Source organism: Curtobacterium sp. MR_MD2014 (genome assembly GCF_000772085.1).
Classification (GTDB): Bacteria; Actinomycetota; Actinomycetes; order Actinomycetales; family Microbacteriaceae; genus Curtobacterium.
The window spans coordinates 363,324-381,777 of record NZ_CP009755.1 but is presented as its reverse complement, the minus strand read 5'-3'; the positions used below and the strand labels follow the sequence as shown (position 1 = coordinate 381,777).

Sequence of the window (18,454 nt, the reverse complement as noted above, 5' to 3'; positions counted from 1 at the left end):
GAGACCAATGCGCACCGTCAACGCGTACGCGGCACCGTCGGCCACCGAGCCGCTCGTCAAGACCACCATCACCCGTCGTGACGTCGGCCCCGACGACGTCATGATCGACATCGCCTACGCCGGGATCTGCCACTCGGACATCCACACCGTCCGCGGCGAGTGGGGTCCGATCCAGTACCCGCAGGTCGTCGGCCACGAGATCGTCGGCCACGTCACCGAGGTCGGCGCGAACGTCACGAAGCACCAGGTCGGTGACCGGGTCGGCGTCGGCTGCATGGTGAACTCCTGCGGCGAGTGCGAGCAGTGCCGTGCCGGCCAGGAGCAGTACTGCCTCGAGGGCAACATCGGCACCTACGCCAGCGTCGACCCCGCCGACGGCTCGATCACGCAGGGCGGCTACTCGCAGGCCGTCGTCGTGAACGAGGACTTCGTCCTGAAGGTGCCGGAGTCGCTCGACATCGAGAAGGTCGCGCCGCTGCTCTGCGCCGGCATCACCACCTACTCGCCGCTGCACCACTGGAAGGTCGGCCCCGGCTCGAAGGTCGCGGTCGTCGGCATGGGCGGCCTCGGCCACATGGCCGTCAAGATCGCCGTCGCCCTGGGCGCCGAGGTCACCGTCCTGTCGCAGACCACGTCGAAGGAGGCCGACTCGCTCCGCTACGGCGCGAAGGCCCACCACGCGACGAAGGACCCGGCCACGTTCGAGCAGCTCGCGCAGTCGTTCGAGCTCATCATCAACACCGTCTCGGCCAAGCTCGACATGAAGGCGTACCTCGGGCTGCTCAAGGTCGACGGCACGCTCGTCAACGTGGGCGCCCCGTCCGAGCCGCTCGAGGTCCCGGCGTTCGCGCTCATCCCGCGCCGCCTGAGCTGGGCCGGTTCGGCCATCGGCGGCATCGCCGAGACCCAGGAGATGCTCGACTTCTGCGCCGAGCACGACATCCTGCCGGAGACCGAGCTCATCAGCGCCGACCAGGTCAACGAGGCGTACGAGCGCGTGCTGTCCTCGGACGTGCGCTACCGCTTCGTGATCGACGCGGCCACGCTGGCCTGACGACGGGTCCACGGACGGGAGGCGCGGTGCCGGCCGGCACCGCGCCTCCCGTCCGCCATCCGGAGTGGCACCACCCTCCTTGTCCGCAGAACGCGAGCCAGCAGTCCGGGCTGCGCGACGCGCCCGCTGCGCCGACACGAGGAGGGAGGCTGGTTCGATGGACGACACGACGAACGAGGGACTCCGCTCCCTGGTGTCGGTGTCCGGCAGTGACACCGACGGCGCGATCGCCGACCTCGCCGGGATGTACGCCGGCAAGGCCTGGCACTCGGCGCACGTCGACGACGACTACTGGTACCGCTACGTCGCCGTCGGCGACGAGCGCATGAGCATCCGCCGGTCGCAGATGCACGGCTCACTGCGCGGCGACGTCGCCGTCGAGGGCGAGGTCGTCGTCCAGTGGCTCGACTCCGGCACCGCGACCGTCGACACCGGCCGGAACGCCGTCCGCATGCAGCCGGGCGTCCCCGTGCTCTTCCCGATCGAGCAGCGCTTCGAGATGGAGTACCGCGACTGGGACCAGCGACTGGTGCACCTCGACCGCGACCTCGTGCTCGACGTGGCCTCGGAGCGCCACCTCGTCGACGGCACGCTCGCCTTCGACCGGTTCACGCCACCCACGACGGCGGCCGTCGAGCGGTGGCGCGCGTCGGTCGCATCGGCGGTGCGGGCGCTGCGCGACGGGGGCGCGGGATCGCTCGCGTGGCACGAGTCCCAGCGCGAGGTCGTCCGCTCCCTGCTCGACCTGTACCGGTTCCACGGGGAGCCCGCTCCCGTCGGCTGGGGTGAGCACCGCAACGCCCGCGTCCGCTCCGCCGTCGAGACCGTCCACGCACGGGCCCACGAGCCGCTGACGGTGTCCGACATCGCCATCGCTGCCGGTCTGAGCGTGCGCGGACTGCAGGAGTCCTTCCAGCGGACCCTCGACCGCACGCCGATGCAGTACCTGCGCGAGGTGCGGCTGCGTCGGGCGCACGACGACCTGCTCCGTGCCGAGCCCGGCTCCGTCGCCGTCGCCGCGATCGCGGCCCGCTGGGGCTTCACCCACATGGGACGGTTCTCGGGCGAGTACCTGCGGCGGTTCGGGGAGTACCCGAAGCAGACGCTGCGGCGCTGACCCCGGGCCGCTGCTCGTCGCTCGTCGCCGGTCAGCCGACCTCGTCGCCGGACGGCAGCGCGCCGCACCAGTCGACCGAGGACGCCTGCACGCTCGCCTCGAGGGCACCGGAGGAGGCGTCGACGACGCTCACCAGGTCCCCCGACGCGGACCGCGTGGTGACCGCGAGGAACTGACTGTTCGGGGACGGGCAGACCGCGGTGACGCTCGCGTCCTCCGGCACCGTCACGGGCAGCCGGGAGGCACGGCTGCCGTCCACGCGCACGATCCGCTGGGCGAGGGTGCCGTCGGCTCGCACCTCGCCCACCACGCGCACGTACGTGTCGTCCGTGAGCGGGGCGATCCGACCGAGGTACGGCGCATCGGTGCTGCCCTGCGGTGCCGGCAGGTCCTGGCGCTGCCCGTCGGTCAGGTCGAGCCGGACGATCCCCGTGCCGGTCTCGACGACCGCCGTGGTGCCGCTGCCGACGTAGCCGTGCAGGTACGTCGCGCTGCCGAGCCGGACCGGGTCGTTCCGCCCGCTCATGTCGACGAGCACCAGGTCGTCGGAGCCGGTCCGCACCAGGGCGCTCTCGGTGCGGGGCACGTACGCCCACTGCCCGACGGTCATCGGTTCGGCACCGGCGGTCGGCTTCCCGTCGGCCGCGATCGCCGTCGGCAGGTGCGTGCCGGTCATGTCGACCACGTACAGCCCGACGTCCCGCGACTGGCCGGTCGACGTGTCGGCGTACTCGAACCCGAAGGACGCCCCGTCGTCGGCGACGTGCAGCGCGGTCACCCGGCCCGCCGCGGTCGGGAGCGTCAGCCGCTCGACGGGGGTGCTGTCGTCCTGCACGCCGCCGGCCAGGGGCACGATCTCGACCGACGAGCGACCGTCGGCACCGCGGACGACCACGAGCGAGCGGCCGAGGCGCGCGTACTCGGTGATGCCCGCGGCCTCGAAGACCGTGGTGGCGCCGCCGGCGTCGAGGGAGCGCCGGACGATCCGGTCCTTCCCGCCGGACGGAGCGGGCACGAGGGCGAGCACGTCGGTGCTGCCCGTCGTGATCGTCGTGCGGAGCTCGGACGCGGCGGGCTGCCCCGGGGCGCGGACGTCACGCACGGCGATCTCGTACGTGCGGTCGTAGGCGAGCGGCCCGGCGAACTCGACCGCGATCGTGTTGCCGCTCGAGGTGACGGTGTGCGGGGCCGACGGGGTCACGGTGACGGCGTCGGCCGGGACCTGCTGCAGGGCCTGGTTCGCGGTGAGGATGACGCGCTGCGCCGGCCGGGACACGAGACCGGTGGCGTCGTAGGTGACGTCACGGAGCCGGGGGCCCTGCTGCGAGCCGACGACCGCGGCGACGGCGCCGACGAGCACGAACACCGTGATCGACGCCACCAGTCGGCGACGGAACCGGTCGCGCGGGCGGCGGCGGAGCGGTGCGGTGTCGTCGGTGTCGGTGCTCGTGCGCATCAGTACTCGTAGGGGTCCGTCGGCTGGTCGATGTCGCGGACGTCGGCGGCACGGATGACGATCCGTGCGTCGGCGGACTGGTCCGGGTTCGCCGCGAGCTTGCCCGTGACGCGCACCCACTGGTCGGCGTCGGGCACGGGGCCGTCGACGACCACACCGAGGCCGACCGGTTGGGCGTCGACGGCGCAGCAGCTGATCACGAAGCGCGTCAGCGTGAAGGACCCGTCCGCGCCCGGGACGACGAAGCCGGAGAGCTCGACCGGCTTGCCGACCAGCGCGCTCGTGTCCGTGGTCTGACGGATGAGCGCCGCCCAGTCCTTCACGCCGTACTCCGAGGTGTCGACGCCCTCGCTGCCCAGCAGGGCGACGTCCTGCGTGCCGGTGGCGTTCGACAGGGTCGGGGTGTCGACGCTCCGCTGCTGGGCGGTGCGGGCGGACAGGGTGGTCGGCGGGAGCACGAGCATGGCGACCGTGACCCCGACGGTGGCAGCGGCCGCGATGCCGCCGAGGACACCGCGGGTGACCCGTGCGGCTCCTGGGGCGCGGCGGCGGACCGCCCGGGCGGCGTCGGAGCCGTGCTCGTAGGCGGTCCCGTCGTCGGGCGTGCGGGCGTGGCCGTCACCGTGCGCGTGGTCGCCCCCGTCGGCGTGCGCGGCGTGCGCGTGGTCGTGCTCGTCGGCGTGGGCGACGTGCGCGTGGTCCTGCTCGTCGTCGTGGGCGTGCCCGTGCCCGCGCGCCACCGCGACGAGCCCCGCCACCGAGGCCGGCACGGCGACCGCGGCGAGGATGATCGTGAACAGGTCGTACCGCGGGTTGATGTACAGGTCGAGGTGTCCGACCAGGGCGAGCCACAGCGTGCACAGCGCCACCGCGAGCACCGACCCGAGCCCGAGGTACGCGGGAGCCTTCTCAGACGAGGACATTCATCACCAACCCGACCGCCGCGGTGAACAGGACGCAGACGACGGCGAGCAGCACCAGGAAGCGCGCGCGGAACGTCGTCCGGAGCAGGGCGATCATCTTGACGTCGATGATCGGCCCGATGAGCAGGAACGCCGTGATCGACCCCGGCAGGAACGTCGAGGCGAACGACAGCGCGAAGAACGCGTCGACGTTCGAGCAGAGCGAGATCGTCATCGCCAGGAGCATCATCGCGGCGACCGACAGCACCGGGTTCGCCCCCACCGCGACGAGCGTCGACCGGGGTACCGCGACCTGGATCGCGGCCGCGAGCCCGGCACCGACGAAGAGCGCGGGCATCATCGTCGCGGTCTCGCCGCCGAACTGCGACGCGCTCTCACGCCAGCGGTTGCGGGAGCGCGGCGCCCCGACGGCGGCACGGCACCGGGCCTCGAACGCGGGCAGGAGCAGCTCGGCCGGGCGACGGTGCGCGGCGACGATCCACCCGACCAGGTTCGCCAGCACGAACCCCCCGACGATGCGGACGACGAGGATCCACCCGGACCACCCGAACGCCTGCGCGGTGCTGATGATCACGAGCGGGTTGAGGATGGGCGCGGCGACCAGGAACGTGACGGCCTCGGCGGGGGTGAACCCGCGCATCATGAGCCCCCGGGCGAGCGGCACGTTCCCGCACTCGCACACCGGGAAGAGCATCCCGATGAGCGAGATGACCGCCCTTCGGGGCAGCGGCCGCTCGGGCAGGATCCGCTCGAGCACGCCCGCCGGCACCCAGACCTCGACGACGATCGAGAGCACGATGCCGAGCACGACGAACGGCAGCGACTCGACGACGACGCTGATGGCGAGCGTCAGGAAGTCCTGCACGACGTCGGGCAGCCCGGCCGTGCCCACGCTCGGCGACACCACGCGCACGCCGAGCAGCACCACGACGGCGCCGAGCACCAGGCCGGGGCCGGTGAGCGTGCGGGTGGGGGCGGGGCGAGTGGGAGCGCTCGTCACCGGGACAGGATAGGCGAGGAGCGCGCCGGCTCCCTCCGAGCCGCGCGGGGACGGGTGTCAGTCGGAGGGGAGGCCGGCCAGGTGTCGGTCGAGCAGGTCGACCGCCCACTCGGCGGACTCCCCCGGGGCGAGGCGTGTGACGTGCACCGCGAGACCGTCGACGAGCGCGTGGAGTCGGCACGCCTCGTCGACCCGCTGGTCCTCCGGCACCCCGACGAGTGCGACGATCCGGTCGCACCACGTGCGCATCTCGGCGACCACCCGGTCCAGGGCCGGTCGGAGCGCAGCGTCGGTGAGCGCGGCGTTGCCGAGCGCCAGGTACACGTCGAGCTCGACCACCCGCTCGTCGTCCAGCGGCAGCAGCTCGAGCAGGATCCGGCGTGCGGTCTCGCGGTCGGGCAGCCCCTCGGGGATCGCGTCGATCCGTTCACGGGTCCGGTCGAACACGAGCGTGATGGTGTGCTCGCGCATCGCCGCCTGCGTCGGGAACACGTAGCGCACGGTGCTCGGCGGCAGCCCGGCCTCGGCGGCGACGCCGCGGACGCTCAGGGCGCCCAGTCCGTCACGGGCGAGGACGCGGCACGCGGCGTCGGACACGTCGAGACGGCGCTGTTCGAGGTCCTCGCGGGTGGTCACCAGCACATCGTCGCACGCTCGTACGACTCGTGCTAGCGTCGGTCCGGCAGGAGTCGCACAGTCGTGCGACTCGCGACGAGGAAGGGAGACCGCCATGGCATGGGTCGTGCTCGTCCTGTCCGGTGTGCTCGAAGCGGTGTGGGCCACCGCGCTGAGCGCGTCGAACGGGTTCAAGAAGGTGGTGCCGACGGTCGTGTTCGTGGCCGGCATGGTGCTCAGCATGGTGGGCCTCGCGTTCGCCATGAAGGCGATCCCGGTCGGCACGGCCTACGCCGTGTGGGTCGGCATCGGGGCGTCGCTGACGGTCGTGGTCGCGATCCTCCGCCGCCAGGAGGCCGCTTCCGTCGCCCGTGTCGCCCTCGTCCTCGGCCTGGTCGCCTGCGTGGTCGGCCTCAAGGTGGTGAGCTGACGTGGCATGGCTCGTCCTGTTCGTCAGCGCGGCGCTCGAGACCGTCTGGGCCACGGCCCTCGGCGCCAGCGACGGCTTCACCGTCCCCGGCCCGACCGCCCTCTTCGCGGTCACGATCGTCGTGAGCCTGGTCGCGTTCGGGTACGTGCTGCAGCACATCCCGATCAGCACCGCCTACGCGGTGTGGACGGGCACCGGCGCGGCCCTCACCGTCCTGTGGGGCATGGCGACCGGCGCCGAGCCCGTCACGTTCCTGCGCCTGCTCTTCATCGCCGGCATCGTCGGGTGCGTCGTCGGCCTCAAGCTGGTGCCGGCCCGCCCGGTGGCGCCGGCCCCGGAGCCCGGGGCCAGCACCGCTCCGCAGCAGTCGCCCCGCGCGTAGGAGAGAGTGCGATGGGTCGGAACGCGCGTGGCGACGGACGGGAGGCGCGGTGCCAGCCGGCACCGCGCCTCCCGTCCGTCAGGGGGTCACGTGATCAGACGGACGCACCCGTCCACTCGTCCTCGGCCGCGACGTGGTCGCTCGCCGCGGTCCCCGCGGCGAGCGCGGCGGCCACACGGTCGGCGTGCGAGGGCGGGTCGGACGGCACGTGCGCCGGACGGTCCGCCTCGTTGATCCTCCGGAGCTCGGGGACGATGTCCTCGGCCAGGATGTCGATCTGCTCGAGCACCGTCTTGAGCGGCAGCCCGGCGTGGTCGATGAGGAACATCTGGCGCTGGTAGTGCCCGACGTGGTCCTTCATCGTGGCGTAGCGGTCGATGACCTGCTGCGGCGAGCCGACGGTGAGCGGGGTCTGGGCGGTGAAGTCCTCCATCGACGGGCCGTGGCCGTACACCGGGGCGTTGTCGAAGTAGGGGCGGAACTCGTCCCAGGCGTCCTGCGAGTTCTTCCGGGCGAAGAACTGCCCGCCGAGGCCGACGATCGCCTGGTCGGCCGTGCCGTGCCCGTAGTGCTCGAAGCGCTGGCGGTACAGACCGACCATCTGCTCGGTGTGCTGGATCGGCCAGAAGATGTTGTTGTGCAGGAAGCCGTCGCCGTAGTACGCGGCCTGCTCGGCGATCTCCGGCGTGCGGATCGAGCCGTGCCACACGAAGGGCGCGACCCCGTCGAGCGGACGCGGGGTCGAGGTGAAGCCCTGCAGCGGGGTGCGGAACTTCCCCTGCCAGTTCACGACGTCGTTCTCCCACAGCTGGCGGATGAGCGCGTAGTTCTCGATGGCCAGGTTCACGCCCTGACGGATGTCCTGCCCGAACCACGGGTAGACCGGACCGGTGTTGCCGCGGCCCATCATGAGGTCCATGCGGCCGTCGCTGATGACCTGGAGCATCGCGTACTCCTCGGCGATGCGGACCGGGTCGTTCGTGGTGACGAGGGTCGTGCTCGTGGACAGGGTGATGTGTTCCGTCCGACCGGCCAGGTAGCCGAGCATCGTCGTCGGGCTCGAGGCGACGAACGGCGGGTTGTGGTGCTCGCCGGTGGCGAAGACGTCGAGGCCGGCCTGGTCCGCGTGCTCGGCGATCGTCAGGATGTCCCGGACGCGCTGGGTGTCGTCCGGCGTGGTGCCGGTCGTGGGGTCCGTCGTGACGTCGCTGACGGTGAAGATCCCGAACTGCATGGTGCCCGCCTCCTGGTGCTGGCTGCTGGTGCTGCTGGTTCGATGCGTTTGCATCGACTTGCCGGTTACAACGTACCGCAGCGTCGGGCATTCCCGCCAGCGCCGGGTGCGTCCGGAGGCGCACAGCGCAAGGTGTACCCGGAGGCGTTCAGCGCCGGGTGTGCCCGGAGGCGTTCAGCGCCGGGTGTGCCCGGAGGTGTTCAGCGGCGACGCCTCCCGGTCGTCGAGGCGTCCGCTCGTTCGGGGGGGGCAGTCCGCCTGGACTGCAGCTCAGCGGCGGGGCGGCAGGGCGCGTTCGTCCGTCTGCGCGGCGTGGTGGAGCCCGTCAGCGAGCCACACGACCGTGACGACCGCCAGCACGCTCACGCTCGACGCCATGCGGCCCGCGACCAGGACCGCATCGTGCAGGTCGGCGATCCCGGCCAGGCCCGCGACCACGGCGACCACCCCGACGAGCAGACCGACGCCCGTCGCGACCAGGAGCAACGCGGTCACCAGGCGACGGGGTCCCCGACGCCCGTCCCGGTCACCGCGCTCCCCGCGGTCGACCCGCGGTCCGACGGCACGGACGAGCCCGAGCCAGAACAGGGCGATCGCGCAGGCCCCGACGATGTCACTCACCCGGTGCCAGCCGTACACGACCGTCTGGTTCGCCACGAACACGGCGTAGGCAGCCCCCACGATCGTCACCACCGGTCGCCAGCGCCGGGGCGTCACGAGGAGCACGGCGAACAGTGCCGCGAGCGCGATCGTCGCGTGTCCGGAAGGGTACGAGTTGGGCGTCTCCGACTGGGCGATCTCCGGGCGCTCGGCGATACGCTTCACGAGAGTCGAGGTGGCTGCCGACGCGAGCACCACGACGCCCGCTCCGAGTCCGACCGCGAGCCGGCGCCGGGCGAACGCGACGGCGGCGATCACGACCACCAGCAACAGGATGACCGGCACCGAGATGACGTTCAGTGCAGTGTCCGACCCGAACAGGTCGGACTCCCGGACCCCGCCGAGCGCGGCGTCCTCGACCCGCTGCCCGACCGGCGTCAGCACGGCGACGGCGTAGACGAGAGGCACGATCACGAACCCCAGAGCCGCCAGCAGCCCCCACCGCAAGCGCCGCGAGACCAACGGTCCGCGCGACTCGGGCGCGGTGCGTTCGGGCGTGCGGGTCACCGGCGTGGTCCTCCTCGGTGTGGCGATCATCGGTCTCCTCGTCCGGCTGGTGCCGCGCGTGCGATTCGGACGGTCGGGGTCCGACACGATACCGTTGGTCCGCCGGTCCGCGCCTGTGAACCAGGGGTCAGCCACCTCAGGATCCGACGGCCGCACCACCCGTGCACCGCGGGCAGGTGCTCCGGCTCCCGCCGCCGGTCCGTCCGGTGCGACCACCCTGTACCAGGAGGAGACCGAAGTGGCCATCAAGGAACCCAGCATCACGGCGTCGCCGAACCGGGGCCTCGCCCTGACGGTGGGATCGCTCCTGGCGCTCTGGGGCTTCCTCGGCTTCTTCTTCGCCGCCGACGGCGACCCGGGCTTCTTCAGCCGCGAGGGCGGGATGCTCTGGAACGCGTTCGGCGTCAACCCGGCGATGTGCCTGCTCTGGATCCTGCTCGCCGTCGTGCTGCTCATCACGAGCCTCGGCACCACCATCGGTGCGCGGAACGGCAACCGTCTGGTCGGCGTCGTGCTCGTCGTCATGGCGGTGTACGGCTTCGCGCTCGGTGGCACCTCGGCGAACGTCTTCGCGCTGACCTTCGCGGACAACCTGTTCCACGCGATCATCGGCGTCGTCCTGCTCCTCACCGCCTTCGGTGCGGACCGCGAGAACGTCCGTGCGATCCGGGCGGCCCAGCGCGCCTGACGCGTCCGTCGTACGTCCTCGGCGCCCCGTCCACCGGCTGGTGGGCGGGGCGTCGTGGTCGGGGCTCCGCCGGGCTCGCCGAGCGGGCAGGACTCACCACGGGTGCTCCGCCGAGCGGGCAGGACACGCCAGGGTCGTCCGCCGAACGGGCAGGACTCGTCGACGACTCCCGCCGACCGTGACGGATCCGGCCCGATCGGCGGGTGACGACCGTGACGGATCTGGCCCGATCGGCGGGCGTCCGACACCGGGGGGGGGGAGGGAGGGGCCGGTGCGTCAGTCGCCGTCGGGGCCGGGCGCTGCCTCGAGCTCGGTCGCCACGACCCGCGGCGCCTCCGACATGAAGCGTCGGACGTCGAGGTCCACGATGATGTCCTGCGGCCGCAGCGGACGGGTCAGGTAGAGCCCCTCGAGCGACGTCAGCCGCGACAGCGCCACGTACGTCTGCCCGGCGCTGAAGACCCGGTTGCCGAGGTCGACCACGGCGCGGTCGTACGTCGAGCCCTGGGACTTGTGGATCGTCACGGCCCAGGCCAGGCGCAGGGGGAACTGCTGGAACTCCCCCACGGTGTCCTTCTTCAGTTCCTTCTTGTCCGGGTCGTAGGAGTACTTGAACTTCTCCCACACGGACGGCTGGACCTCGAAGGACTCCCCGTCGACGTCGACCCACACGGTGTCCCGGATGGTGGTCACGACGCCGAGCGTGCCGTTCACCCAGCGCTGGTCGGGGTCGTTGCGGAGGAACATGACGTGCGCGCCGGGCTTCAGCTCGAGCGCCTCGTCCGCCGGGAAGTTCCGCCCGCCGAAGTCGCCGTTGACGTCGGCCCTGGCGGTCTTCACCGTGCCCGGCAGCCGGTCGAGGGCCGCCTTGTTGATCCGCGCGACCGTGTCGTTCCGGGTCGCCAGGGTGATGGCGTCGTCGGGCGCCGGCCGGGCTCCGGCCGTGTTGAGCTGTCCGGCGATGTCGGCCGTGACCCGACCGTGCCGCACCGCGGTGAGCATCGCAGCGAAGGCGTCGTCACGCTGCCGGTGCACGGTCGCGAGCTCGACGATGTGCAGCTCGGCCTCGAGCCAGACCTTCGCGTCGAAGAACCACATCGACCGGTAGTGGTCCGTGAAGTACGCCCGCTCGTCGCCGTCGCCCGGGACGGGCGGCAGCTGGTACGGGTCACCGAACATGACGACCTGCACGCCGCCGAACGCCTCGAACTGCCGCCCGCGGGCCTTGCGGAGCGACCGGTCCATGGCGTCGAGCAGGTCGGCGTTCACCATCGAGACCTCGTCGATGACGAGGGTGTCGATCGTGTTGAGGAGCTTCCGGGTCTCCGGCCCCTGACGGAGCTCGGCGTCGGCGATGAGCCCGATCGGCAGCCGGAACAGCGAGTGGATCGTCTGCCCGCCGACGTTGAGCGCGGCGACGCCGGTCGGAGCGCAGATGACGACCTGCTTCTCGGTGTTCCACGACAGGTGGTTGAGGAGCGTCGACTTGCCCGTGCCCGCGCGTCCGGTGATGAAGACGTGGTCGCGGGTGTGCTCGATGTACTCGAACACCGCCCGCTGTTCGGCGCTGAGCTCGACGCTCACCGCTCGGCCGTCCCGGACGCCGGTGCCGGGTCCGGTGCCGTGCTCGCCGACCCGGTGGCGGGCGCGCGGTCGGCCTCGGGTCGGTCGCCGCGTAGTCGGAGCACCGTGACGACGACGACCGTCACGAGCAGCGCGATCCCCGCGACGACGAGCACGACTCCGGCCCGGGCCTGGTCGTCGATCGGGGTCGGGCCCCACTCGCGGCCCATCGCGCCGAACCACGACGCCTGGAGCAGGCCGAGCGGCCCCTGCATCGCGATGCCGAGCGAGACGGTGCCCGCCGCCACGACGACCGCGCCCGCGATCCGCACGAGCGCCGCGCCGGTGCTCGCCGCCCGGGCACCAGCGGCCACCGGGGTGAGGAGCGTGGGCACGGCGGACAGCCCGACGAGCAGCAGCCCGACGTCGACCAGGGTGCGGCCGGACGGGTCGCTCACCGACCAGCGCAGGACCTGGGTGGCGTAGAGCCCCCACCAGACCGCAGCCAGGAGCACGAAGGACGGGAACGGCTGCGCCAGGTACCGCACCACGCCGTTGTCGACGAGCAGGCCCGTCCACTCGCGGACGCCCGTCGAGCCGTCGTCGCGCGGGTGCACGGCGGACCGGATGAGCTGCACGGGCGCGGCCGCCCAGAGGAGTGCGGGGACGACCAGGCCGAGCAGCACGTGCGCGCCGACGTTGGCGGACACCAGGAAGCGGTCGTAGGTGTGCAGCGATCCCGACGTCGCCAGGACCAGCGTGACGACCGCGATCGCGGCGGCGACGGAGCGGCGCACCGGCCAGGAGACACCACGACGCCGCAGTCGGACCACGCCGGCGGTGTACGCGGCAGCGGCGAGCACGGCGGCCAGCAGCCAGAACAGGTCGATGTTCCAGGCAGCGAGCCAACCCCACGACCCCGGCGCCGCGGGGAGCGGGTCGTCGGTCAGCAGCTCGGCCGGGGTCGGGTTCGTCGTCTTGCTGAGGGCGACCTCGCCGGCCGGCGTCGCGGTCCGTCCGAGCGCTGCGGCGAACCCGCTCGCGATGCCCATCACGGCGAGTTCGACGAGCACGAGGGTCCAGAACGCACCGCGGCGCTCCGGGGCGTCGCAGAGCGACCGGATCGCACGACGACGTTGCACCGCGCCGAGCACGCCGATGCCGACGAGCGCGGCGGTCTTCACGAGCACGAGCACGCCGTACGGGCTGGCGAGGTTCGCCGGGGAGCCGATCCGGATGATCGCCGACGCCGTCCCCGACACCGCGACGAGCACGAAGCAGCCGAGCGCGATGCTCGAGTACCGCGCGACGACGAGCGGCAACCGGTCACCGGGCAGCACGTTCCGCAGGAGCACGACGAGCAGCAGGCCACCGACCCACAGGGCCGCGCCGACCAGGTGCAGCCCGAGCGCGGTCACCGCCGAGTCGTGGCTCGCGGTACCCGCGGCGTGCCCCTGCTGCGCGAGCGGCACGAGCCCGACCATCGCGACGCCGGCGGTGAGCGCGACCATGCCCCGCCCGCGGACGGCGAAGCAGAGCACCGTCACGGCGGCGGCGATGAGCACGGAGACCAGCCACGCGGTGCCGAGGTCGGTGCCGGTGAGGAAGACCCCCATCGACTGGCCGAACTGCTCGTCGAGGCTGAGGGCCGACCCGGCGACGGACAGGAACGTGAAGAAGGTCGTCGCGGCGGCGGCGACGGTCCAGACCCCGGCGGCACCGGCGGCGACGTCGATCGCGCGGTTCCACTCGGGGCGGGTGCGGGAGAGTCCGACGACGGTGAGCGCGAGCCCGCCGATGGTCGCTGCCGCGGACAGGTCGACGACGAGCCGGGCGATCGGCAGCCCGAAGCGCACGACCGCGCCCGGGTCGGCGATGAGCGCGCGATCCGCCCCGCCGCCGATCACGAGGGCGACGAGGAGGGAGACGAACCCGACGAGCAGCAGCACGGCGGGGCCGGCGATGCGTACGATCCGGTCCACCCGACAAGCCTAGGCGGTGCCCGACCGACCACGGCACGCCGGGTGGGTCGACCTGTGGGCGGTGCGCCGCGCCTCCAGGCCGTGCAGGAGTGGCCGGGGCACCGCGGACACGGGAGCCGCCCGGGAACGACGGAAGGGACGGCCGGAGCCGTCCCTTCCCGGTGGTGCTGAGCGGTCCTACTTGACGGCAGCCTTGAGCTTCGAGCCGGCGCTGACCTTGACCGAGTCGCTCGCGGCGATCTCGATGGCGTCACCCGTCTGCGGGTTGCGGCCGGTGCGCGCGGCGCGGTGGGTCTTCTCGAAGGCGATCCAGCCCGGGATCGTGACCTTGGTGCCGTCGGCGACCGACGACGAGACGACGCTGAACAGCGCGTCGACGACGCCGTTGACGGTGGCCTGGCTCTGGCCGGACTCCTGCGCGACGGCAGCGACGAGCTCGGTGCGGTTCAGTGACTTGTCAGCCATGGATGTCCTCCTCGGACTTCTTGCAGTGTCGGTGGGACGTCCGGGACGCCCGCCCGCCCGGAGCGGGGTGCCCTGGACGTGGTGGCCCCGCGGACGAGCACGCCCGGCGGAACCGTCAGCGAACCTACCAGCCGAGCGGGGTCCGGACGACCGACTCGCCCGGATTTCCGGGGTTGTGGAGGGTCTGGAGGGGTCCGAGTGACGGATGTGGCGACCGTGTACCCCGCTCGGGCCGCGGACGACGAACGCCCCGTCCCTCTGCAGGGACGGGGCGTTCGGTGGTGCTGGTGCTTACCAGGAGCTCTTCGTGATGCCCGGCAGCTCGCCACGGTGGGCCATGTCGCGGAAGCGGACACGGCTGATGCCGTACTCACCGAGGTGGCCACGGGGGCGACCGTCGATGGCGTCGCGGTTGCGGTAGCGGACCGGCGACGCGTCGCGCGGGAGCTTCTGCAGGCCGACGCGGGCGGCCTCACGCGACTCGTCGGTGCCGTTCGGGTCCACGAGGGCCTTCTTCAGCTCGAGACGACGCTCGGCGTAGCGCGCGATGACCTCGGCGCGCTGGTTGTTCTTCGCGATCTTGCTCTTCTTCGCCATGCTTAGCGCTCCTCACGGAAGTCGACGTGCTTGCGGATCACCGGGTCGTACTTCTTGAGCACGAGGCGGTCCGGGTTGTTGCGACGGTTCTTCTTGGTCACGTAGGTGAACCCGGTCCCCGCGGTGGAGCGGAGCTTGATGATCGGACGGACGTCCTGACCCTTCTTGGCCATCAGATCTTCTCCCCACGGGCGAGGAGATCCTTGACGACGGACTCGATGCCGCGTGCGTCGATCACCTTGATGCCCTTAGCGCTGAGCGTGAGCGTGACGTTACGACGAAGCGAGGGCACGTAGTACGTCTTCTTCTGCACGTTCGGGTCGAAGCGACGCTTCGTCCGGCGGTGCGAGTGCGAGATGTTGTGTCCGAAGCCGGGGGTGGCTCCGGTCACCTGGCACACTGCTGCCATGGTTTCCTCCTGAGGTACCGAGCGACCGGACGGCCGCTCCCAAGGTCACTTGCCTGGCACGCACGCGCTCGTCACCGTGAGGTGACCGCAGCGAGGGGGTTGTGCGCGCCGCCCAGGCCCGCTGACCCTGTCGAAGGACCCGCAGACACCGCGCGACCGCGGCGTACGCGACGGTCGGAGGGCTTGGAACAACTGGGTCTGCCACGCGGACGCGGCGGACCAGGGGTCAACGTTACGGGACGGCCGCGCGTGTCGCAAGCCGGGCCTCCCGTCCGGGTCGCACCGGTACCGGCCTGGAGGCGCGGCTCGGCCCCGTCACGCCGGTTCCGGTCCGGCCTGTCTCGGCACTCCCGGTTGCAGGACGTGCCGTCGGGCGGCTCGGCAGACGGCATGTCGTGCGACCAGGACGGATGCGCGCGGCAAGTCGTGCGACGAGGACGGCCAGGAGGCCCGGACGCGCCCGGACGCGCCCGCGGCCTACGGTCCCGCGGTCGGCCGCGGCGCCAGCGCCTGCACCAGCAGCGCGCCGAGCTCCCGCGGAGCCGTGACCATCGGCCAGTGCCCGGTCTCGAGCCCCACGATCGTCAGGTCCTCGACGGCGACGAGCTCCGTCGTCCACGCGTGGTGCTCCGCCACCATCGCCGCGAGGTCCGTCGCCGGGACCTCGCACGACACCACCGTCGCCGGGATCGCGTGCCGCGCGGGGTCGGTGTAGTGGAAGGGGTCGGACGCCACGGCCGCGGGCTCCGGGACCGCCCGGCGCTCGAGGTCCTCCCGCACCGCGGGCGTCACGTCACGCACGGTCGCGGGCTCCCAGACGTCCCACGACGGCAGCGGTACGACCCCGTCGACCACGGGCAGTTCGTCGTTGACGACGGCGCCGTCCGGCCCGGGGAACGTGTCGACGTAGAGCAGGTGCGCCACGAGCGACGGTCGTCGGTCGGCGGCCATGAGCACCATCGGACCCGCACCCGAGTGCCCGGCGAGCGCGACGGGCTCGTCCGGCGTGGCCACGGCGTCGAGGACCGCCACGATCCCGGCGACCTGCTCGTCGAGCGTGTCGCCCGTCCGCGTGATCGCCTGGACGGAGTGTCCGGCCTCCTGCAGCACGGGCGCCACCTCGTCCCACGCGCTCGCGTCGAGCCAGAACCCGGGCACCAGGATGACGTGCATGCGCGGCAGGCTACTCGCCGGTGCGCGCCGCGGTGCAGACCGCGCACTCGCCGAAGATGTCGACGACGTGGCTGGCGTTCGTGAAGCCGTTCGCCGCCGCGACCTCCTGCGCCCACCGTTCGACCGGGTCCGCCTCGATCTCGACCGTGCGGCCGCAGTTCCGGCAGATCAGGTGGTGGTGGTGCGCGTCGGTCGTGCACGCGCGGTACAGCGACTCACCGTCCTGCTGCAGCGAGTCGGCGTCGCCCTCGGTCGCCAGGTCGGCGAGCGCCCGGTACACGGTCGCCAGCCCGATCGTGGAACCACCGTCCCGGAGGTGCTGGTGGAGTGCCTGCGCACTGACGAACCCCTCGGTGCCGGAGAGCGCGCTGCGCACGGCCTCCCGCTGCCAGGTGTTCCGCTTCGGCTTCTGCACGGCGTTCACGCGGTGACTCCTTCCCTGCGGGTCGCGTCGGTCGACGCGTCGGTCCCGGTCGGGAGGCGCGGCACGCCTCCGTCGGTCTGCTCACGGTCCGCGATGCGGTCGCGTCCGCGTCTGTCCCTGCGGCTGCCGACGATCCGGCAGACGACCCAGATCACGAACGAGATCGTCGTGACGTAGGGGCTGATCGGCAGTCCGCCGCCGAGTGCGAGCAGGATGCCACCGACGACCGACACGACCGCGAACACCGTCGAGAGCACCGGGACGACGACCGGGTGCGAGGTCAGGCGGAGCGCGGCGGCAGCGGGGGTGACGAGCAGCGAGAGCACCAGCAGCGCGCCGACGATCTGCACCGACACCGCGGTCGCGAGCCCGAGCGCGAGCATGAACACGATCGCGAGGGTCCGCACGGGCACCCCGGCAGCGGCCGCGACGTCGGGATCGACCGACGAGAACATCAGCGGGCGCCAGATCACCAGGAGCGTCACGACGACGATCGCGGAGACGACGACCAGCGAGGTCAGCTGCGGGTTGTCGACCGAGACGATCTGCCCGGTCAGCAGCCCGAACTTGTTCGCCGCCCGGCCCTTGTACAGCGCGAGGCAGAGGATGCCGAGCCCGAGACCGAACGGCATGAGCACGGCGATGATCGAGTTGCGGTCGCGGGCCCGCGAGCCGAGCAGCCCGATGAGCAGCGCCGCGACGACGGAGCCGACGAGCGACCCGGTGACCACGTTGACGCCGAACAGCAGGGCGGCGCTGGCCCCGGCGAAGGACAGTTCCGAGATGCCGTGCACCGCGAACGGCATGTTCCGCGCGACGACGAACGGGCCGATGAGCCCGCCGACGATGCCGAGCACGGCGCCGGCCCAGATCGAGTTCTGGACGAGGACCAGGAGCTCGCCGTAGTCCTGGAACGAGAAGACGGTCGACAGCACGTCCATCAGATGCGTCCTTCGTCCGGGGTGGTGGTGTGCGGGTCGGCATCGCAGTGGTGGTGCGCCCCGGTCTGGTCGTGGGCCTCGTTCGCGCCGACGATGACGATCCGTCCCATGGTGCGGACGACGTCGACCGGGGTGCCGTAGAGGTCGCTCAGCACGTCGGCACGCAGGACCTCGTCGGGGGCGCCGATGCGGAAGCGCCCGCCGGCGATGTAGAGGACCCGGTCGACGACGTCGAGGATCGGGTTGACGTCGTGGGTGACGAAGAGCACGGCGGCGTCCTGCTGCCGACGCTGCCGGTCGATGAGCTCGGTGACGCCCCGCTGGTGGCGGAGGTCGAGCGAGATGAGCGGCTCGTCGCAGAGGAGCAGTGCGGGGTCCGCGGCGATGGCCTGTCCGACGCGGGTGCGCTGCTGCTCACCGCCGGACAGCTCGGCCACCGGGGCGTCGGCGAACGCGGTCGCACCGACCTCGTCGAGGATGCGGTCGACCCGAGCGCGCTCGGCCCGGCTGGCGGGCAGGACACCCCACCGGGAGCCGGTCACCCCCTGGGCGATCATGTCCCGTGCGCGCAGGGGCGTGCCGGACTCCATGAGGCGCTGCTGCGGGATGTACCCGATCCTCCGGTGCCCGCGACGGACGGGCTGCCCGAGGAACGACATCGTCCCGCCCGTCAGGCGCTGCTGGCCGAGCACGGTGCGCAGGAGCGAGGTCTTGCCGGCGCCGTTCGGTCCGAGCACGGCGACGAACTCGCCCGGCGCCAGGTCGAGGTCGAGGTGCGACCAGAGGGTCCGCGACCCGTACGAGAGCGCCGCGTCACGGAGGGCGAGCACGGCG

Annotated in this window: 21 protein-coding genes; 5 read left to right on the top strand and 16 right to left on the bottom strand. The window is 72.3% G+C overall.

The window, feature by feature from the left end:
* Window positions 1-7 precede the first annotated feature (7 nt).
* Complete coding sequence (locus tag NI26_RS01920; protein ID WP_066651831.1) at window positions 8-1,054, top strand: NAD(P)-dependent alcohol dehydrogenase; 1,047 nt, start codon at window positions 8-10, stop codon at window positions 1,052-1,054.
* A gap of 157 nt (window positions 1,055-1,211) precedes the next feature.
* Complete coding sequence (locus NI26_RS01915) at window positions 1,212-2,171, top strand: helix-turn-helix transcriptional regulator (protein WP_066651828.1); 960 nt, start codon at window positions 1,212-1,214, stop codon at window positions 2,169-2,171.
* Between the two features lie 31 nt (window positions 2,172-2,202).
* On the opposite strand, the gene NI26_RS01910 is transcribed toward NI26_RS01915, so the two are convergent.
* The 4 genes from NI26_RS01910 to NI26_RS01895 are packed head-to-tail and all read right to left on the bottom strand — an operon-like array spanning window position 2,203 to window position 6,186.
* Window positions 2,203-3,627 carry a hypothetical protein gene (locus NI26_RS01910; RefSeq protein ID WP_066651827.1) on the bottom strand — a complete coding sequence of 475 codons (1,425 nt, stop codon included), beginning with the start codon at window positions 3,625-3,627 and terminating at the stop codon, window positions 2,203-2,205.
* Window positions 3,627-4,550, bottom strand: a complete 924-nt coding sequence (locus NI26_RS01905) for a TIGR03943 family putative permease subunit (RefSeq protein WP_066651826.1) — start codon at window positions 4,548-4,550, stop codon at window positions 3,627-3,629. The genes NI26_RS01910 and NI26_RS01905 overlap by 1 nt, the downstream gene beginning before the upstream one ends.
* A complete protein-coding gene (locus tag NI26_RS01900) occupies window positions 4,537-5,550 on the bottom strand; it encodes a permease (RefSeq protein WP_066651825.1) in 1,014 nt (337 codons plus the stop codon). Before NI26_RS01900 ends, NI26_RS01905 begins: the two co-directional genes overlap by 14 nt.
* A gap of 57 nt (window positions 5,551-5,607) precedes the next feature.
* Complete coding sequence (locus NI26_RS01895; RefSeq protein WP_066657652.1) at window positions 5,608-6,186, bottom strand: TetR/AcrR family transcriptional regulator; 579 nt, start codon at window positions 6,184-6,186, stop codon at window positions 5,608-5,610.
* A 94-nt stretch (window positions 6,187-6,280) separates the two neighbouring features.
* Between NI26_RS01895 and NI26_RS01890 the strand changes: the two genes are divergently transcribed.
* Complete coding sequence (locus NI26_RS01890; RefSeq protein ID WP_066651821.1) at window positions 6,281-6,595, top strand: DMT family transporter; 315 nt, start codon at window positions 6,281-6,283, stop codon at window positions 6,593-6,595.
* A gap of 1 nt (window position 6,596) precedes the next feature.
* Complete coding sequence (locus NI26_RS01885) at window positions 6,597-6,977, top strand: DMT family transporter (RefSeq protein ID WP_066651819.1); 381 nt, start codon at window positions 6,597-6,599, stop codon at window positions 6,975-6,977.
* Window positions 6,978-7,071: 94 nt separating this feature from the next.
* Here the strand turns inward: NI26_RS01885 and NI26_RS01880 are convergent, their stop codons facing one another.
* Both NI26_RS01880 and NI26_RS16060 read right to left on the bottom strand, forming a co-directional pair.
* The gene (locus NI26_RS01880) at window positions 7,072-8,211 is read right to left on the bottom strand and encodes a CE1758 family FMN-dependent luciferase-like monooxygenase (RefSeq protein WP_066651817.1); all 1,140 of its coding nucleotides are present in this window, start codon (window positions 8,209-8,211) and stop codon (window positions 7,072-7,074) included.
* Window positions 8,212-8,481: 270 nt separating this feature from the next.
* Complete coding sequence (locus NI26_RS16060) at window positions 8,482-9,378, bottom strand: phosphatase PAP2 family protein (protein ID WP_066651815.1); 897 nt, start codon at window positions 9,376-9,378, stop codon at window positions 8,482-8,484.
* Window positions 9,379-9,616: 238 nt separating this feature from the next.
* Here NI26_RS16060 and NI26_RS16735 point away from each other — a divergent pair, with 238 nt between their 5' ends.
* A complete protein-coding gene (locus tag NI26_RS16735) occupies window positions 9,617-10,066 on the top strand; it encodes a DUF4383 domain-containing protein (RefSeq protein ID WP_158407721.1) in 450 nt (149 codons plus the stop codon).
* A 276-nt stretch (window positions 10,067-10,342) separates the two neighbouring features.
* Here NI26_RS16735 and NI26_RS01865 read toward each other — a convergent pair whose 3' ends face one another.
* From NI26_RS01865 to NI26_RS01820, 10 genes are all read right to left on the bottom strand, one after another.
* The gene (locus tag NI26_RS01865) at window positions 10,343-11,650 is read right to left on the bottom strand and encodes an ATP-dependent DNA helicase (RefSeq protein ID WP_066651811.1); all 1,308 of its coding nucleotides are present in this window, start codon (window positions 11,648-11,650) and stop codon (window positions 10,343-10,345) included.
* Window positions 11,647-13,611: a cytochrome c oxidase assembly protein gene (locus NI26_RS01860; RefSeq protein ID WP_066651809.1), complete on the bottom strand. Its 1,965-nt coding sequence runs from the start codon at window positions 13,609-13,611 to the stop codon at window positions 11,647-11,649. The genes NI26_RS01865 and NI26_RS01860 overlap by 4 nt, the downstream gene beginning before the upstream one ends.
* Before the next feature lie 177 nt (window positions 13,612-13,788).
* Entirely contained in the window at window positions 13,789-14,076 is a 288-nt protein-coding gene (locus NI26_RS01855) for an HU family DNA-binding protein (RefSeq protein WP_058727660.1), read from the bottom strand.
* A gap of 291 nt (window positions 14,077-14,367) precedes the next feature.
* Complete coding sequence (gene rpsN, locus NI26_RS01850; protein ID WP_022903745.1) at window positions 14,368-14,673, bottom strand: 30S ribosomal protein S14; 306 nt, start codon at window positions 14,671-14,673, stop codon at window positions 14,368-14,370.
* A 2-nt stretch (window positions 14,674-14,675) separates the two neighbouring features.
* Complete coding sequence (rpmG, locus tag NI26_RS01845; protein WP_022908193.1) at window positions 14,676-14,846, bottom strand: 50S ribosomal protein L33; 171 nt, start codon at window positions 14,844-14,846, stop codon at window positions 14,676-14,678.
* Window positions 14,846-15,082: a 50S ribosomal protein L28 gene (gene rpmB / locus NI26_RS01840; protein WP_022903747.1), complete on the bottom strand. Its 237-nt coding sequence runs from the start codon at window positions 15,080-15,082 to the stop codon at window positions 14,846-14,848. The genes rpmG and rpmB overlap by 1 nt, the downstream gene beginning before the upstream one ends.
* Window positions 15,083-15,559: 477 nt before the next feature.
* Window positions 15,560-16,255 (bottom strand): alpha/beta fold hydrolase, encoded by a 696-nt coding sequence (locus NI26_RS01835; RefSeq protein ID WP_066651807.1) that lies wholly within the window; start codon window positions 16,253-16,255, stop codon window positions 15,560-15,562.
* A gap of 10 nt (window positions 16,256-16,265) precedes the next feature.
* Window positions 16,266-16,679 carry a Fur family transcriptional regulator gene (locus NI26_RS01830; RefSeq protein WP_081984565.1) on the bottom strand — a complete coding sequence of 138 codons (414 nt, stop codon included), beginning with the start codon at window positions 16,677-16,679 and terminating at the stop codon, window positions 16,266-16,268.
* Window positions 16,676-17,620 (bottom strand): metal ABC transporter permease, encoded by a 945-nt coding sequence (locus tag NI26_RS01825; protein WP_066651805.1) that lies wholly within the window; start codon window positions 17,618-17,620, stop codon window positions 16,676-16,678. The genes NI26_RS01830 and NI26_RS01825 overlap by 4 nt, the downstream gene beginning before the upstream one ends.
* A complete protein-coding gene (locus tag NI26_RS01820) occupies window positions 17,620-18,450 on the bottom strand; it encodes a metal ABC transporter ATP-binding protein (RefSeq protein WP_235426445.1) in 831 nt (276 codons plus the stop codon). The genes NI26_RS01825 and NI26_RS01820 overlap by 1 nt, the downstream gene beginning before the upstream one ends.
* Window positions 18,451-18,454 lie beyond the last annotated feature (4 nt).

Bases quoted from the DNA above. Each gene is read 5' to 3' on its own strand.
- NI26_RS01890 (WP_066651821.1), top strand. From the start codon at position 6,281: ATGGCATGGGTCGTGCTCGTCCTGTCCGGTGTGCTCGAAGCGGTGTGG.
- NI26_RS01880 (WP_066651817.1), bottom strand. From the start codon at position 8,211: ATGCAGTTCGGGATCTTCACCGTCAGCGACGTCACGACGGACCCCACG.
- NI26_RS01920 (WP_066651831.1), top strand. From the start codon at position 8: ATGCGCACCGTCAACGCGTACGCGGCACCGTCGGCCACCGAGCCGCTC.
- rpmG (WP_022908193.1), bottom strand. From the start codon at position 14,846: ATGGCCAAGAAGGGTCAGGACGTCCGTCCGATCATCAAGCTCCGCTCC.
- NI26_RS01915 (WP_066651828.1), top strand. From the start codon at position 1,212: ATGGACGACACGACGAACGAGGGACTCCGCTCCCTGGTGTCGGTGTCC.
- NI26_RS01835 (WP_066651807.1), bottom strand. From the start codon at position 16,255: ATGCACGTCATCCTGGTGCCCGGGTTCTGGCTCGACGCGAGCGCGTGG.
- NI26_RS01905 (WP_066651826.1), bottom strand. From the start codon at position 4,550: ATGTCCTCGTCTGAGAAGGCTCCCGCGTACCTCGGGCTCGGGTCGGTG.
- rpmB (WP_022903747.1), bottom strand. From the start codon at position 15,082: ATGGCAGCAGTGTGCCAGGTGACCGGAGCCACCCCCGGCTTCGGACAC.
- NI26_RS01855 (WP_058727660.1), bottom strand. From the start codon at position 14,076: ATGGCTGACAAGTCACTGAACCGCACCGAGCTCGTCGCTGCCGTCGCG.
- NI26_RS01910 (WP_066651827.1), bottom strand. From the start codon at position 3,627: ATGCGCACGAGCACCGACACCGACGACACCGCACCGCTCCGCCGCCGC.
- NI26_RS01825 (WP_066651805.1), bottom strand. From the start codon at position 17,620: ATGGACGTGCTGTCGACCGTCTTCTCGTTCCAGGACTACGGCGAGCTC.
- rpsN (WP_022903745.1), bottom strand. From the start codon at position 14,673: ATGGCGAAGAAGAGCAAGATCGCGAAGAACAACCAGCGCGCCGAGGTC.